The 17,047-nt window shown below is 56.5% G+C and carries 14 protein-coding genes; all 14 read right to left on the bottom strand.

Annotated features, from left to right (window positions below):
* Window positions 1-8: 8 nt before the first annotated feature.
* The 14 genes from rplB to rplK all read right to left on the bottom strand — a co-directional run bounded on the left by rplB (window position 9) and on the right by rplK (window position 17,010).
* Window positions 9-839 (bottom strand): 50S ribosomal protein L2, encoded by an 831-nt coding sequence (gene rplB, locus DWB63_RS00665; RefSeq protein ID WP_128326872.1) that lies wholly within the window; start codon window positions 837-839, stop codon window positions 9-11.
* Window positions 840-842: 3 nt separating this feature from the next.
* Window positions 843-1,136 (bottom strand): 50S ribosomal protein L23, encoded by a 294-nt coding sequence (gene rplW / locus DWB63_RS00660; protein WP_128326871.1) that lies wholly within the window; start codon window positions 1,134-1,136, stop codon window positions 843-845.
* On the bottom strand, window positions 1,136-1,756 hold the full coding sequence (rplD, locus tag DWB63_RS00655; RefSeq protein WP_128326870.1) for a 50S ribosomal protein L4: 621 nt from the start codon (window positions 1,754-1,756) through the stop codon (window positions 1,136-1,138). Before rplD ends, rplW begins: the two co-directional genes overlap by 1 nt.
* A gap of 12 nt (window positions 1,757-1,768) precedes the next feature.
* Entirely contained in the window at window positions 1,769-2,401 is a 633-nt protein-coding gene (rplC, locus tag DWB63_RS00650; protein WP_128326869.1) for a 50S ribosomal protein L3, read from the bottom strand.
* Between the two features lie 10 nt (window positions 2,402-2,411).
* A complete protein-coding gene (gene rpsJ / locus DWB63_RS00645) occupies window positions 2,412-2,732 on the bottom strand; it encodes a 30S ribosomal protein S10 (RefSeq protein ID WP_128326868.1) in 321 nt (106 codons plus the stop codon).
* Window positions 2,733-2,863: 131 nt separating this feature from the next.
* Entirely contained in the window at window positions 2,864-4,936 is a 2,073-nt protein-coding gene (gene fusA / locus DWB63_RS00640; protein ID WP_128326867.1) for an elongation factor G, read from the bottom strand.
* Window positions 4,937-4,951: 15 nt separating this feature from the next.
* Window positions 4,952-5,422, bottom strand: a complete 471-nt coding sequence (gene rpsG, locus DWB63_RS00635; RefSeq protein WP_128326866.1) for a 30S ribosomal protein S7 — start codon at window positions 5,420-5,422, stop codon at window positions 4,952-4,954.
* A 97-nt stretch (window positions 5,423-5,519) separates the two neighbouring features.
* Window positions 5,520-5,891, bottom strand: a complete 372-nt coding sequence (gene rpsL / locus DWB63_RS00630) for a 30S ribosomal protein S12 (protein ID WP_128326865.1) — start codon at window positions 5,889-5,891, stop codon at window positions 5,520-5,522.
* Between the two features lie 215 nt (window positions 5,892-6,106).
* Complete coding sequence (gene rpoC / locus DWB63_RS00625; protein ID WP_128326864.1) at window positions 6,107-10,261, bottom strand: DNA-directed RNA polymerase subunit beta'; 4,155 nt, start codon at window positions 10,259-10,261, stop codon at window positions 6,107-6,109.
* An 85-nt stretch (window positions 10,262-10,346) separates the two neighbouring features.
* Entirely contained in the window at window positions 10,347-14,474 is a 4,128-nt protein-coding gene (gene rpoB / locus DWB63_RS00620; protein WP_128326863.1) for a DNA-directed RNA polymerase subunit beta, read from the bottom strand.
* Between the two features lie 289 nt (window positions 14,475-14,763).
* Window positions 14,764-15,150, bottom strand: coding sequence for a 50S ribosomal protein L7/L12 (gene rplL, locus DWB63_RS00615; RefSeq protein ID WP_128326862.1), 387 nt, complete (start codon window positions 15,148-15,150; stop codon window positions 14,764-14,766).
* A gap of 39 nt (window positions 15,151-15,189) precedes the next feature.
* The gene (rplJ, locus tag DWB63_RS00610; RefSeq protein ID WP_128326861.1) at window positions 15,190-15,711 is read right to left on the bottom strand and encodes a 50S ribosomal protein L10; all 522 of its coding nucleotides are present in this window, start codon (window positions 15,709-15,711) and stop codon (window positions 15,190-15,192) included.
* Window positions 15,712-15,863: 152 nt separating this feature from the next.
* Window positions 15,864-16,571 (bottom strand): 50S ribosomal protein L1, encoded by a 708-nt coding sequence (rplA, locus tag DWB63_RS00605; RefSeq protein WP_128326860.1) that lies wholly within the window; start codon window positions 16,569-16,571, stop codon window positions 15,864-15,866.
* Between the two features lie 13 nt (window positions 16,572-16,584).
* A complete protein-coding gene (gene rplK, locus DWB63_RS00600) occupies window positions 16,585-17,010 on the bottom strand; it encodes a 50S ribosomal protein L11 (RefSeq protein ID WP_128326859.1) in 426 nt (141 codons plus the stop codon).
* Window positions 17,011-17,047 lie beyond the last annotated feature (37 nt).

Genomic DNA, 17,047 nt, shown 5'->3' with positions numbered 1-17,047 from the left:
TTATACTCCTACTTCTGGCCGCGGCGTTTGACGATGAGCTTCGAGGAAGCCTTCTTCTTGTTCCGGGTCTTGTAACCCTTGGCCGGGGTACCCCACGGGGACACCGGATGGCGACCGCCGGAACTACGACCCTCACCACCACCCAGCGGGTGATCGATCGGGTTCATTGCCACACCACGAACCTTCGGGCGACGGCCAAGCCAACGATTACGTCCGGCCTTACCGATCTTGATGTTCTCATGATGAATATTGCCAACCTGTCCGACAGTGGCGCAACAGGCGGCCAGGACCTTGCGGACCTCACCGGAGGGCATGCGCAAGAGCGCATATTTGCCTTCCTTGGCGATCAACTGTGCATAGGTACCGGCTGCACGGCAGAACTGACCACCCTTTCCGGGATACAGTTCGATGTTGTGCACGATGGTACCGGTCGGAACCTGGGTCAGGGCCATGGCGTTGCCGGGCTTGATGTCGGCACCTTCGCCAGCGACGATCATATCGCCCTGGTTCAGGCCGACAGGAGCCAGGATATAGCGCTTGTCGCCGTCCACATAGTGGAGCAAGGCGATGCGGGCGCTGCGGTTCGGATCGTACTCGATTTCGGCGACCTTGGCAGGCACACCGAACTTGTTACGCTTGAAATCGATAAGACGGTACAGGGATTTGCACCCGCCACCACGACGGCGCATGGTGACACGACCATTGTTATTGCGACCGGCCTTCTTGGACAGACCCTTGGTCAGGGATTTCTCGGGAGTGGTCCTGGTGATCTCCGCAAAATCGGAGATCGTCTGGAACCGGCGTCCCGGAGAAGTAGGCTTCAGCTTACGGGTTGCCATGGTTTACACTCCTTCGAATATTTCGATTTTGTCGCCGGCAGCAAGCTTGACGTAGGCCTTCTTGTAACCGGGGATACGACCACCGGTGGCACGGCCCATCTTCATGCGCGGCATGGCTTTCTTGCGAACGATATTCACAGACTCGACTTTGACGCCAAAGGCTGCTTCTACGGCCTTCTTCACCTCGACCTTATTGGAATCGGGATGGACGTAAAAAGAGACGTGATTGGATTGCTCCTTAGCCTCGTTGGCCTTTTCAGAGACCACAGGCTTGAGCAGAATTTTAGCGTAATCCATTACTTCAACCTCTCTTGAACGTCTTGGGCGGCGGCCTCGAGCATGATCAGCTCGGGGTAAAGCAGCACGTCGTAAACATTCAGCTTGTCGGCTTCGATAACCTTGATATGGGGCATATTCCGTGCGGAAAGCTCCAGGTTCTTGTCAGCGTTCTTGGCGACAATCAGGGTCTTGGTCATGCCGAGCTTTTCTGCGATTTGCGCAAAGGCTTTGGTCTTGATCTCGGAGAGATCGATGGTGTTGACAACCGTCATCTTCGCTTCGGAGACGCGGGAAGACAGTGCCATTCTCAAAGCCAGCTTGCGAACCTTCTTGTTTACCTTGATGTCGTAATCGCGAGGCTGCGGGCCGAAGGTGACGGCACCACCGCGCCACAGGGGCGAACGGTTGGAACCTGCACGAGCACGGCCGGTGCCCTTCTGACGCCAAGGTTTGCGACCACCGCCGGACTTCATGGAACGGGTCTTGGTGGCGTGGGTTCCCTGACGATGAGACGCGCGCTGAGCGCGGACTACCTGGTTGAGGATTTCGGGCATGATTTCTACCTCGAAAACCTCAGGGGCCAGCTCAAAGTCGCCCACTTTCACATTATTCTGATCTACAACTTGAATTTTTGCCATGACGTATACCTCTTAGCCGTTCTTGCGGATCATCACGAGGCCGTTGTTGGGGCCGGGCACTTGGCCCTTGACCAGGAGGACATTGTCCTCGGGCCTGACATCGACGATTTCCACGTTGCTCAAGGTCACGCGTGCGTTACCCATTTGACCGGGCATCTTCTTGCCCTTCCAAACACGGCCGGGGAAAGTCGCGTTACCGACGGAACCGGGAACACGATGCACCTTTTCGGCACCATGGGAAGCGCGGGAGCCAGCGAAGTTATGACGCTTCATGACACCCTGGAAACCCTTACCCTTGGAGGTACCGGTAACTTTGACCTTTTCACCGGCGGCAAAGATGTCGACGGTAATTTCCTGGCCCAGCTCATACCCTTCGATCAACTCAAGAGGAAACTCCTTGAGGTGACGGTAGAGAGCGTCGCCAGCTTTGGCCATGTGGCCTTTCAGCGGCTTGTTCACCTTGCGTTCGGGGACGGAGTCGTAACCGAGTTGCAGGGCGTTGTAGCCTTCCTTGTCCATGGTCTTGATCTGCATGACCGCACAGGGTCCTGCTTCAATGACGGTCACGGGACAGATGGTACCATCATCCGTGAATATGCGTGTCATGCCCAGCTTTTTGCCAAGCAATCCGAGAGTCTTAGCCATAACTATACTCCTAGAGCTTGATCTCGACGTCCACACCGGCGGGCAAGGAAAGCTTGCCCAGGGCATCAACCGTCTGCTGAGTGGGTTCAAGAATATCCAAAAGACGCTTGTGAATACGCATCTCGAACTGCTCACGAGACTTCTTGTCAACGTGAACAGATTTCTGGACAGTGGTACGATGTATGTCGGTGGGCAGCGGCACAGGACCGGCAATTGCCGCACCGGTATTCCGGGCAGTGTCAACGATTTCGCTGACAGCCTTGTCCAGAATACGGTAATCGTATGATCTCAATTTAATTCTGATGCGATCGCTCGCCATCGAAGCAGCCATAGTGCTTTCTCCTCAAAGGATTTATCTTTACTAGCGCCTCAAATGAAAAAGGCACTGAACGTTGCAGCGGTCGGGTTATCTACACCCGTCCCGCCGCACTGTCAAGCAAAGGGAAAATCCTCGGCTCTACGTTAATCTTTTCCGTTCATCATTTCTTCGGCCAAGCTGTTCGGCAACCTTTCATAGTGGTCGAACTGCATGGTGAACGTCGCCCTACCTTGAGTCTTCGAACGAAGATCCGTGGCGTATCCGAACATCTCGGACAGGGGAACGAAGCACCGGATGACCTGGACGCCGGTGCGGGCTTCCATTTCGCCCACACGACCGCGGCGGCCGTTCAAATCGCCCATGACATCACCAAGGTAATCCTCGGGGGTCACGACTTCCACCGACATGATCGGCTCGAGAAGGACCGGCTTGGCGCCGCGACAGGCTTCCTTGATAGCCAGAGAACCGGCAATGTAGAAGGCTTGTTCGCTGGAGTCGACTTCATGGTAGGAGCCGAACACGAGCTTGACCTTCACATCGACCACCGGGAATCCGGCGATGATGCCGTTCTTCATGGCGTCCTGAATGCCTTTGTCAACAGCGGGAATGTATTCCTTGGGAATCACGCCGCCCTTGATTTCGTCCGCGAACTCGTAACCCTTCTCAGGATTAGGTTCGACTTCCAGGACAACATGGCCGTACTGGCCTCGGCCACCAGACTGTTTCGCATGTTTGACATCAACCTTTTTCGAAGCGGAAATGGTCTCTCGATACGCAACGCGGGGTGCGCCCACGTTGGCGTTCACGTTGAACTCCCGGAGGAGGCGGTCAACGATGATTTCGAGGTGCAACTCACCCATTCCGGCGATAAGGGTCTGTCCGGTCTCTTCGTCACCCTTGACGCGGAAAGACGGATCTTCCTTGGCAAGCTTGACAAGAGCAGCGGACAGAGCGTCACGGTCTGCCTTGGTCTTGGGTTCGATAGCCACTTCGATGACCGGTTCCGGGATGTCCAGGGACTCGAGCACAACAGCGTGCTTGAGGTCGGTCATGGTATCGCCGGTGGCTACGTATTTGAGGCCGACGGCAGCGACGATATCGCCAGCGTACGCCTCTTTTATTTCTTCACGCTTGTTGGCGTGCATTTTCAGAAGTCGACCGATGCGCTCTTTCTTGCCGGTAGCCGCATTCATCACGGTGGCGCCGGACTCTATCTTGCCCGAGTAGAGGCGCAGGAAGGTCAGGTGACCGACGAACGGGTCGGTCATGAGCTTGAAGGCCAGGGCGGCCAGGGGCTTGGTGTCATCGCAGGGGCATTCGATTTCTTCCTGTGTGTCAGGATCGATACCCTTCATGACCACAACGTCCAGCGGGCTGGGCAGGTAATCCACAACAGCGTCGAGCAGCTGCTGGACGCCCTTGTTGCGGAAAGCGGTGCCGCAGAGCACCGGGCAGATGGTCAGGCTGTTGGTGGCCTTGCGCACCCCCTCTCGCAGTTCATCAGGAGTCAGTTCCTCCTCGTTCATGAACTTTTCAAGAAGCGTTTCATCTTCCTCGGCAATGGCTTCGATCATCTCCGCACGCATCAGTTCATACTGATCCTGCAGATTGGCGGGCACATCGGTGGTGGTGAAGCTGGTCCCGTGGTCAACGCTATCGAATATATAGGCCTTGCCCTCGATAAGGTCGACAACGCCTTCGAAGTCATCCTCGGCGCCAATGGGCAACTGCAGAGGAACAGCCTTTGCGCCCAGGCGGGTCTTCATCATTTCAACACAACGGAAGAAATCCGCACCGATGCGGTCCATCTTGTTGACAAAGGCCATGCGGGGCACGCGGTATCGATCGGCCTGACGCCACACGGTTTCGGACTGGGGCTCAACGCCTGCCACGGAGTCGAAGACGGCGATTGCGCCGTCAAGCACGCGCAGGGCACGCTCGACTTCCATGGTGAAGTCCACGTGGCCCGGGGTATCGATGATGTTGATACGATAGTCACGCCAAAAGCAGGTAGTCGCAGCAGACGTAATCGTGATGCCGCGTTCCTGCTCCTGAACCATCCAGTCCATGGTGGCTTCGCCGTCATGGACTTCACCGATCTTGTGGGACACACCGGTGTAGAACAGAATTCGCTCTGTAGTGGTAGTCTTGCCCGCATCAATGTGGGCCATGATACCAATATTTCGCTGTTTATCTCTAGGTACTTTTCTCGCCACTTTATTACTCCGTGACTACCAGCGGTAGTGAGCGAAAGCCTTGTTGGCTTCGGCCATCTTGTGGGTATCTTCGCGCTTCTTAACGGCGCCGCCACGGTTATTAAAAGCATCCATGAGTTCGCCGGACAGACGCGCAACCATGCCCTTCTCACCGCGACCGCGCGAATAGGCGATCAGCCAGCGGATGGCCAGAGCGGTCTGACGGTCGGGACGGACTTCCATGGGCACCTGGTAGGTGGCACCACCGACACGGCGGGACTTGACTTCCAGGGCGGGACGGATGTTGTCCAGACACCTCTCGAAGGCCCTCAAGGGATCTTCGTTGGTCTTGTTGGCCAGGATTTCGATAGCCTGGTAGAAAATTCTTTCAGCGGTACTCTTCTTACCGTCCAGCATCAGGCGGTTGATGAAGCGAGTGATGAGTTTGCTGCCGTATACTGGATCCGGCAGGATCTGCCGTTTGACGACAGGACCTTTACGAGGCATTTTTTTCTCCTTGGTTTTTCGGCCGGGGGGATATTATTTCGGGCAGCCTCCGCCCTACTTTGTCATCCCACCCCGGGCATTGCGAAAAAGCTATAACCTATTTAGGACGCTTGGTGCCGTACTTGGAACGGCCGCGACGACGATCATCAACACCAGAGGTATCGAGGGTACCGCGGACGATGTGGTAACGGACACCGGGAAGGTCTTTTACACGACCGCCACGGATCAGAACCACGGAGTGTTCCTGCAGGTTATGGCCTTCACCGCCGATGTAGGCAGTGACTTCCATGCCGTTGGTCAGGCGGACACGAGCAACCTTACGAAGCGCGGAGTTCGGCTTCTTGGGGGTCGTGGTGTACACCCTGGTGCAAACACCACGGCGCTGAGGGCATTCCATCAGGGCCGGGGTCTTTCTCCGTTTGGGCTGAGCTACGCGGCCTTTACGGATCAACTGGTTAATGGTGGGCATTCATCCTCCAATCATTAGTTAATAGATTACCCACGCGCAAAACTTGCGCAAAGAGGACCGCAAGTACTTCATTATCTCGGGCATTGTCAAGGGATTTTGCCTGAACTCAACGCGTACTTTGCGGCTTCCTGGGCCAAAAAAATTGGAGAGACCGGGTCTCTCCAATTTTTCCAATCAGTTATATACAAGACAGCCGTGTTATAATCTTGGCGGACTTACGTCAGGGACATATCCACCAACAACGGATTCTCTTCCAGGTCCTCAAGGAACTTGTCCGGTCGTTCAAGCTGGTCGGGCACGGTGATCTCGGCATCCGTGTACTTGCGGAAACCGGTACCGGCAGGCACCAACCGACCGACAATTACGTTCTCTTTAAGACCGCGCAGATAGTCGCACTTGCCCTTCAGGGATGCCTCGGTCAGGACCTTGGTGGTCTCCTGGAACGAAGCGGCCGAGATGAAGGAGTCCGTGGACAGCGAAGCCTGGGTGATACCCAGAACCAGGGTCTCGGCCACAGCGGGAGAACCGCCTTCGGCCACGACCTTGTTGTTCTCCTCCATGAACCGCATCTTGTCCACCTGCTCTCCGATGAGGAACGAAGTTGAGCCGGGGTTCAGGATGGAGACCTTCTTGAGCATCTGACGAACGATGATCTCGATGTGCTTGTCGTTGATGTTGACGCCCTGGAATCGGTACACGTCCTGGATCTCTTCGACCAGATAGCGGGCCAGATGCTTCTCGCCCTTGATGCGCAGGATGTCGTGCAGTTCCGGGGAACCTTCAGTGAGCAGATCACCGGCTTCCACAAAGTCGGACTCCTGGACCGTGATGTGCTTGCCCTTGGGAATGAGGAACTCTTTGACATCGCCGGTTTCCGGGGTGACCACGACCTTGCGCTTGCCCTTGGTCTCGGGACCGAAGGTAACGATGCCGTCGATGGAGGAGACAACGCCCAAATCCTTGGGCTTGCGCACCTCGAACAGCTCGGCAACCCTCGGCAGACCACCGACGATGTCTTTGGTCTTGGAGGATTCACGGGGCTTACGTGCGATGACGTCACCGGCACGAACCGTGTCGCCGTCCTTGACCATCAGAATCGCACCCACGGGCATGGCGAAGTTGGCATCGATATCGGTGCCGGGCCTGTGCACAGGTGTACCGTCTTCACCCAGCAGCGTGACTGCCGGACGGAAGTTGGTGGTACGGTATTCCATGATGGTGTAGGACGCCTTGGAGGTACGATCCTCCTGGACGGTCTTGCCTTCTATGATGTCCTTGAACTTGATGACACCGGCCGCATCGACAATGAACGGTTCCATGTACGGATCCCATTCGGCCAGGGCGGTACCTTTCTTGATGTCCTGTCCTTCCTCGACCAGCAGACGTGCGCCGGACGGCAGTACGTATTTTTCACGTTCACGGCCCTGCTCGTCCACGATGCCCACCTGGCAGCTCTTTCCAAGCACCATTTTGTGCCCTTCGGAGTTGACGACGGTGCGCATGCGGGAGCAGACCACGCGGCCATAGTGCTGGGACTCGATGGAGGAGGATTCGATTTCCTTGGATGCAGTACCACCGATGTGGAAGGTACGCATGGTCAACTGGGTACCGGGCTCGCCGATGGACTGGGCGGCGATGATGCCGACCGTCTCACCCACGTTGACCAGGTGCCCGCGGGCCAGATCGCGCCCATAGCAACGGGCGCAGACGCCCTGCTTGGCTTTGCAGGTCAGACCGGAGCGGATGATGATGGAATTGACGCCGGACTGGTCCAGCTTCTGGGCATATTTCTCATCAATGACCGTATTGGCCGGGATAACCAGTTCGCCGGAATCCTCATCATAGGTGTCGAACATGGTCACGCGACCCTGGACACGTTCGGCCAGTCGCTGCTTGATCTCGCCGCCCTTGATGTAGTGAGTCAGTTCCAGTCCGTCCACAGTGCCGCAATCAATTTCGGATATGGTCACGTCCTGGACAACGTCCACGAGACGGCGGGTCAGATACCCGGAGTTCGCGGTCTTGAGCGCGGTGTCTGCCAGGCCCTTTCGAGCGCCGTGGGTGGAGATGAAGTACTGGAGGACGGAGAGACCTTCACGGAAGCTCGCCGTAATGGGCGTCTCGATGATCTCGCCCGAAGGCTTGGCCATGAGACCGCGCATACCGGCCAACTGACGCATCTGGTCCTGGTTGCCTCGAGCACCGGAGGTGGCCATCATATAGATGGGGTTGAAGCTGGAGTTCACCTCGGTGTTGCCGGTCTTGGGATCGGTCAGCACGTCGGTGGACATTTCACGCATCATCTCGTTGGAGATGTCGTTGGTGACCTTGGTCCAGACGTCAACAATCTTGTTGTATTTCTCGGTACGGGTAATGATGCCGTCCTGGAACTGGTTCTCGATTTCGTCCACTTCGGCGTTGGCGGTGGCCAGCAACGGAGCCTTGGCATCGGGAATCTTGAGGTCCTTGACGCCGATGGTCACACCGGCGCGGGTCGCGTATTCGTAACCCAGATCCTTGATCCGGTCGCACAGGATGACCGTGGCCTTGGTGCCTGCCAGACGGTAGGCGCCGGTGACCAGGGCAGCGATATTCTTCTTGTTGAGAACGCAGTTGACCAGATCGAAAGGCACCTTTTCGGGCAGCAACTCGGAAACAATGATGCGGCCGGTGGTGGTCTCGACGATCTCGCCCTCAATACGCACCTTGATGCGTGCGTGGATACCGACGACGCCGAAGTCATGGGCGGAGATGACCTCTGCCGGATCGGAGAAGATCATGCCCTCGCCCTTCTCGAAGGAACGCGGCGTGGTCAGGTAGTACAACCCGAGGACGATGTCCTGGGACGGGTTGATGATGGGCGCGCCGTTGGACGGGCTCAGGATGTTGTTGGAGCTCATCATGAGCACGCGGCATTCGATCTGCGCCTCCACGGAGAGAGGCACGTGCACGGCCATCTGGTCACCGTCGAAGTCCGCGTTGTAGGCGGAACACACGAGCGGGTGCAACTGAATGGCCTTGCCCTCGACAAGCAACGGCTCAAAGGCCTGGATGCCGAGACGGTGCAGCGTCGGTGCGCGGTTGAGCATGATCGGGTATTCGCGGACCACGTCTTCCAGGATATCCCAGACGACCAGATCTTCGCGCTCGACCATTTTCTTGGCTGATTTGATGGTGGTGGCGATTTCGCGTTTTTCAAGCTCGGAATAGATGAACGGCTTGAACAGCTCCAACGCCATCTTCTTGGGCAGGCCGCATTGATGCAGTTTCAGCTTGGGACCGACAACGATGACGGAACGGCCGGAGTAATCGACGCGCTTGCCCAGAAGGTTCTGGCGGAAACGGCCCTGCTTGCCCTTGATCATGTCTGACAAGGACTTCAGCGGACGGCCATTGGTGCCGGTGATGGCGCGGCCGCGGCGGCCGTTGTCGAACAATGCGTCAACGGCTTCCTGCAACATGCGCTTTTCATTGCGGATGATGATCTCGGGCGCGCCCAACTCCAACAGTCTCTTCAGACGGTTGTTGCGGTTGATGACGCGGCGATAGAGATCGTTCAGATCCGAGGTGGCGAAACGGCCGCCATCCAGGGGAACCAACGGGCGCAGTTCAGGCGGGATGATGGGAATCACTTCCAGGATCATCCACTCCGGCTTGTTGCCGGATTCGAGGAAGGCCTCGACAATCTTCAACCGCTTGGTGATTTTCTTTTTCTTGGTCTGGGACCGGGTGGTCTGAGACTCCTCGCGCAGTTCGGCACGCAGGGTCGGCAGATCCAGGGCCTGCAACATGGTGCGGACGGTCTCCGCACCCATACCAACAGTCAGGGCATCCTCACCAAAGTGGTCGATGACCTGGAAGTATTGGTCCTCACTGACTACCTGATGCGTCTTGAGCGGGGTTTCGCCCGGATCAAGCACGATGAAGGAATCAAAATAGAGCACCTTCTCCAGATCGGCCATGGTGATGTCCAGCAGGGTGCCGATCTTGGAAGGCAGGGTCTTCAAGAACCAGATATGTGCAACAGGCGCGGCCAGTTCGATATGCCCCATGCGCTCGCGACGGACCTTGGAGGCAATAACCTCAACGCCGCATTTTTCGCAGACAATGCCGCGATGCTTCATGCGCTTGTACTTGCCGCAGTTGCACTCGTAGTCCTTCACCGGGCCGAAGATCTTGGCGCAAAACAGGCCATCGCGCTCCGGCTTGAAGGTCCGGTAGTTGATGGTTTCCGGTTTCTTGACCTCGCCGAAAGACCACTCGCGAATGGTCTCGGGCGCAGCAATGGATATCTGGATAGCCTTGAGGTTTCGCCCTTGGGCGGCGGCGTTCGGCGCTCCACGCAATGTGAACAGATCGTCCAATGTCATGGATATCCCCTATCGTAAAAAGTTATTTCATGCCCGGCCGACCAATTCGGATCGGCCGGGCCTATTACCTTGTACCAGTCAGGGTCTAGTCAACCAGCGGCTTGTAAGGTGCCGGAGCTGCAAAACCCTGCTGTGCGGGACGTTTGCGGTCTTCATAGTGCAGGGTCACGTCCAGACCCAGCGACATCAATTCCTTGACCAGGACGTTGAAGGATTCCGGCAAGCCGGCTTCCAGGAAGTTGTCGCCCTTGACGATTTTTTCGTACATCTTCACGCGGCCCTGCACATCGTCGGACTTGACGGTGAGGAATTCCTGCAGAAGATAGGCGGCGCCGTAGGCCTCGAGGGCCCAGACTTCCATCTCACCCAGACGCTGGCCACCGAACTGGGCTTTACCGCCCAGAGGCTGCTGCGTGACGAGAGAGTACGGGCCGGTGGACCGGGCGTGGATCTTCTCGTCGACCAGGTGGTGCAACTTCAATATATACATGATGCCCACGGTGACACGACTGTGGAACGGTTCGCCGGTGCGGCCGTCAAACAGGATGAACTTACCGTCGGATGCGAGACCGGCCTTTTCCAACCAGCCCCATATGCCCTCTTCGTTGGCACCGTCAAAAACGGGCGTCTTGGCGACGATACCGTTCTTCAGCTTCTTGGCAGCATCCACGAATTCCTCGTCGGACAACGTATCGATCAGATCGCTTATTTCCGACGTGGCAAGGATGTCCTTGACATCCCTGCGGATGTCCTTGACGGCCTTGCCGCTGTCTTCGAGCATGGCCTGGACCTGCTGACCGAGCTTGCGGCCGGCCATGCCCAGGTGCGTTTCCATGATCTGCCCGATATTCATACGGGAGGGAACGCCCAGGGGGTTCAGGACGATGTCCATGGGGGTGCCGTCTTCAAAGAACGGCATGTCTTCCTCAGGGAGAATGCAGGAGACAACACCCTTGTTACCATGACGACCGGCCATCTTGTCACCCACGGAGAGCTTGCGCTTCACCGCGACGTAAACCTTGACCATCTTGATGACGCCCGGAGGCAGATCGTCACCTTCGGTGACTTTCTCCCGCTTGATGTCATAGATGTTCTTTATGAAGGCTATATGCTGTTCGTAATCGGCCACGATCAACTTGAGTTGGTCGTTGGCTTCACGATCAAAGAGACCGATCAGCTTCTTGACCGGAACCGAGTCCAGGGCCTCACGGTCAACGACCTCACCGGTCTTGATGACCGTGATCTTCTTGGAGTTGACCAAATCCTTCTTGAGCTTGCCACCCTTGACGGCTTCCCACACCTTTTCGCGGACAGCGTCGGTCAGGGCGGCGATATGCTTTTGTTCCTTGACGTCAAATGCGGCAAGTTCAGCATCCTCAATGGCCTTGGTACGGTCATCCTTGTCACCGGAGCGACGGTTGAAGACCTTGACGTCAACGATGGTACCGGAAATCCCCGGCGGCACCTTCAGGGAGGTGTTCTTCACATCGCGCGCCTTGTCACCGAAGATGGCCCGGAGCAACTTCTCTTCCGGAGTCAGCTGGGTCTCGCCCTTGGGCGTGATCTTGCCGACCATGATGTCGTCGGGCTTGATGCGGGCGCCGATGCGGATGATACCGCATTCGTCCAGGTTCCGCAGCATTTCCTCGGACACGTTGGAGATGTCACGGGTGACTTCTTCGGGTCCGAGCTTGGTATCACGGGCGACCAGTTCAAACTCCTCGATATGGATGGAGGTGTAGACGTCTTCCTTGACCATACGCTCGGAGATGAGGATGGAGTCCTCGAAGTTGAATCCGCACCAGGGCATGAAGGCCACGAGCAGGTTCTTGCCCAGGGCGAGTTCGCCATGGTCAATGCCCGGACCGTCCGCCAGGACCGCGCCCTTGAGGACACGTTGCCCGACCTGGACGCGCGGCGTCTGGCCGAAGCAGGAGTTCTGGTTGGACTTGTGCCACTTCTGCAGTTCGTAATGCTTGGCCCCGCCGGAGTTCCGGTAGCGGCCCTTGTCGTAATTGATAATGATGCGCTCGGCGTCCACATAATGGACAACGCCATCCTCTTCGGCCAGGACACAGGCACCCGAGTCGCGGGCGACAGGGCCTTCCATGCCGGTACCGACGAGCGGCTCCTCGGCTTGCAGCAAAGGAACGGCCTGACGCATCATGTTGGAACCCATGAGCGCACGGTTGGCGTCATCGTGTTCCAGGAAGGGAATCAGCGCGGCTGAGATGGAAACCGTCTGGCTCGGGCTGATGTCCATGCAGGTGATCTCTTCGGCTGCGGTCAGCTGAACATCGCCTGCCAGACGCGCATTGACGCGCGGATTGACGAAGACGCCGTTGGCATCCAGGGGAGCGTTGGCCTGGGCCACCACTTCCTTGGCTTCCTTGGAGGCATCCATATAGGTGATTTCGTCGGTGATCTTCTTGTCCACCACCTTACGGTACGGGGTCTCGATGAACCCGTAGTCGTTAACCTTGGCATAAGTGGTCAGAGAGACGATCAGACCGATGTTCGGTCCTTCAGGCGTCTCAATGGGACAGATGCGTCCATAGTGCGAAGTATGCACATCACGCACTTCGAAGCCCGCACGTTCGCGAGTCAGGCCGCCGGGTCCCAATGCGGAAAGACGGCGTTTGTGCGTGACTTCGGAAAGCGGGTTGGTCTGATCCATGAACTGGCTGAGCTGAGAGGTTCCGAAGAACTCCTTGAGTACGGCTGCAACCGGTTTGGGGTTGATCAGGTCATGCGGCATCAGGGTGGCAACTTCCTGCAGGGACATGCGTTCCTTGATGGCGCGTTCCATACGGACAAGGCCGATGCGATACTGGTTCTCTACCAGTTCGCCCACAGGGCGCACACGACGGTTGCCCAAGTGGTCGATATCGTCGGCAGGACCGTGGGAATCCTTGAGCCGCATCAGTTCCTTGACCGCCAGGAGGATATCCTCGTTGGTCAAGGTGCGCACGCCCAGGTCCACTTCCTGATTCAGACGGGAGTTGAGCTTGTAACGGCCCACGCTGGACAGGTCATAGTAGTCCGAGGAACGGAACAAGTTCTCGAAGAAGTTGGATGCGATCTCGGGCGTGGGCGGGGAGCTGGGACGCAACCGGCGATAGATTTCGATCTGCGCGGTTTCCAGATCCGTGGTCTTGTCCAGGAGCAGGGTGTCGCGAAGGGCAGAGGAAACGTCCATGCCGCGGGTGTGCAGCACGTCCAGATCCTTGACCTTGGCATCACGAAGCCTTTCAATCAGTTCCACGGTCAGTTCGTCGGCCGCCTCGGCAATCACCTCGCCGTTCTTGTCGACCATGTCGCGAGCCAGGAACAGGCCCACCAGGGAGTCAGGGTCGATCTCGATGGCCTTGACTTCATTGCGGACGAGCTTTTTCCACGCGCCCTTGGTGATGTCCGCGCCCTTCTTGACCAGGACCTTGTCGTCGACCTTGATGTCGACATAGGCCACTTCCTTGCGGAATTGGTCCGCCACGACCTTTCGCTGCACCTTGTTCTTGAGCAAGGTGTAGGATTCGATGTCGTAGAAGTAATCGAGAATGTCGACACGAGACAGTCCCATGGCCTTGAGCAGTATGGTAACGGGCATCTTGCGGCGGCGGTCTATGCGCACGTACAGGATGTCCTTGTGGTCAAAATCAAAATCCAACCAGGAGCCGCGCATGGGAATGATGCGGCTGGAATACAGCACCTTGCGGCTGGAGTGGGTCTTGCCGGAATCATGCTCGAAGATGATGCCGGGTGAACGCTGCAACTGGTTGACAATTACGCGTTCGGTACCGTTGATGACATAGGTTCCCTTTTCGGTCATCAACGGGAGTGTCCCGAAGTAAATGTCCTGCTCCTTGATATCTCGAATCGTGCGGTTGTCAGTCTCTTCGTCAACGTCAAAAACTACGAGACGGACGGTGATACGGATGGGCGTCTCATAGGTCAAACCCTTGGAGATGCACTCATCGACGTCGTATTTTGGTTCGCCGATTTCATAGGAAACGAAATCAAGGCTAGCGGTCTTGTTGAAATCTTCAATGGGAAAAACGGACCTGAACACACCCTCGAGTCCAAAATCACCACGGCTGGAAGGCGGAGTATCCACCTGGAGGAAACGATTGTACGAATCCACCTGGAGTTCCAGCAGGTGCGGGATGGGGAGCGTGTTGACGATATTGCCGAATTTTTTTCTCAGTTGACCCATTGTACCCTCATGCATGAGCGGTTGATGGTTGGGGCGCGGGGCTTATGGGAAGCCCTTACCCTCTGTCGACGCATCGGCCTATGAACGCGACCGGTGCGATAATTGGGTAGATAAGCTGTAGCCGGAACCAAAACCCCGGCACACCGACGAGGAGCAGACTTTCATCATACAGCGTGAAAACCCAAAAGCGTAAGGCGATTTAACCAGTATAATACATACAGAGCAAAGAGCGCAACGCCCTTATTACGAGGGCGAGCGCTCTTCGCTTTGTTAGCTTAAAGTGCTGAAGTTACTTAACTTCAACTTCGGCGCCAGCTTCTTGAAGCTGCTTGGCGGCCTCGTCAGCCTCATCCTTGGAAACGCCTTCCTTGATTGCCTTGGGGGCTTCGTCGACAACTGCCTTGGCTTCTTTCAGGCCCAGGCCGGTGAGGGCGCGGACAGCCTTGATGACGGCGATCTTGTTGCCACCGGCATTGGTCAGCACAACGTTGAATTCGGTCTGCTCTTCATCGGCAGCAGCTTCGCCGCCGGCAGCGGGAGCCATCATCATGGCAGCGGCCGGAGCGGCAGCTTCCACGCCGAAGACTTCTTCCAGCTCTTTGATGAATGCGGAAAGCTCCAGGACGGTCATGTTGCCAATGAATTCGACAACCTGTTCTTTGGTGATATCAGCCATTGTAAATCTCCTTAAAATTGATTCGCTTTGAACCTGTTTTTACGCAGCTTCTTTCTGTTCCTTGATTGCGGTCAAGGCGTACAGGAACTTGCGTTCGATGTTTGCGAACAAGCACACGAAATTGCGGGGTACTGCCTGCATAGTGCCGAGTACGGAACTCAAGAGCTCAGGCTTGCTGGGCATCTTGGAAAGTTCCTTTACTGCATCGCTGTCAAGAAACTGGCCTTCCAGAGTACCGAAACGCAGGGCGAACTTCTTGTTCGTCTTTGCGTAGTCGGCCAACGCCTTGGCAAGGGCGACGGGATCGTCGTACCCAAGCGCAATAGCGCAGTTCTCTTTAAGGTGTTCGCTCAATTCACCGTGATCGGTATCCTTGAGAGCCAACCGGGCCAGGGTATTCTTGACGACTTGGTAGTCGACGCCGACTTCAAAGCACTTGGAGCGCAATTTGGTGATTTCCTCGACGGAAATCCCCTTGAAATCGGTGACGACGGCGATGCTGGCGCGCGAAGCTTTTTCGTGCAGCTGCTCGATGATCTGGGCCTTTTCTTGCCTGTTCATCTACCACTCCTCGTCGTTCGGCCCGGAAAGCAGGTCAAAGCTTTGTCTGAGCAGGATATTAAGGGATCACAGCCCCACCTGCCGTCTCTGACTCAACCTTCCGTGCAATTATCTACAGGACTTCCAAGAGGAAGTCCGGCATTCCAATACTGTTAAACTTCCAGGAATTTCCGGATGGTCAAGGGATCAACCTTGACACCAGGTCCCATGGTGGACGAAACAGCCATCGCCTTCATGTACGTTCCCTTCGCAGAGGAAGGTTTGAGACGCATGACGGTGTCCAGCAGCGCCCTGAGATTCTCAAGGAGCTTTTCCGGGCCAAAGGAGACCTTACCAATGGGGGCGTGCAGCACACCGGCCTTGTCAACCTTGAACTCGACCTTACCGGCCTTGAGTTCGGTGACGGCCTTGGCCACATCCATGGTCACGGTGCCGGTCTTGGCGTTGGGCATCATGCCACGGGGTCCGAGCACACGACCGATCTTACCGACCACGGCCATCATGTCAGGGGTGGCGACAGCCTTGTCGAAATCCAACCAGCCGCCCTGGATCTTCTCGACCAGTTCGTCGGAACCGTAGAAATCGGCACCGGCTTCCTTGGCCTCATTTTCCTTTTCACCCTTACAGAAGACAGCGACACGTATGTCTTTGCCAAGCCCATTGGGCAGGCTGACAGCGCCACGGATCATCTGATCGGAATACTTGGGATCCACGCCGAGGTTGATGGCGACATCAACGGTCTCGTCGAACTTGGCAAAGGCTGCTGCGACAGCGGCCTTCACGCCCTCTTCGACATCAACACGCAAAGCGATATCACGGTCACCAACAGCGTTGCGGTATTTTTTTCCATGCTTAGGCATTTTTATTTCCTCACTAACCCTTGACTTCGATACCCATGCTGCGGGCTGTACCCTCAATCTGAAGCATGGCGTGTTCGAGATCATTGGCATTCAAATCAACCATCTTCAGTTCGGCGATCTCCTTGAGCTGAGCCTTGGTGACCTTGCCGACTTTTTCCTTGTTGGGTTCACTGGAGCCCTTTTCCAGCTTGGCTGCCTTGAGCAACAGTACGGCCGCCGGAGGGGTCTTGGTGATAAAATCGAAGGAACGGTCTGCATACACGGTGATGACCACCGGGATGATGAGACCTTTCTGGTCCTGTGTCCTGGCGTTGAACGCCTTGCAGAATTCCATGATGTTCACGCCGTGCTGACCCAAAGCCGGACCGACCGGCGGGGAGGGGTTTGCACTGCCAGCGGGAATCTGCAGTTTAATCTTTCCTAATTCTTTCTTGGCCATTGTATTCCTCGATGAGAAATTTCGCTGTTAGCGACAA

The organism is Pseudodesulfovibrio sp. S3 (assembly GCF_004025585.1).
Taxonomy (GTDB): Bacteria; Desulfobacterota; Desulfovibrionia; order Desulfovibrionales; family Desulfovibrionaceae; genus Pseudodesulfovibrio.
This window is presented reverse-complemented; position numbering and strand designations above follow the sequence as displayed.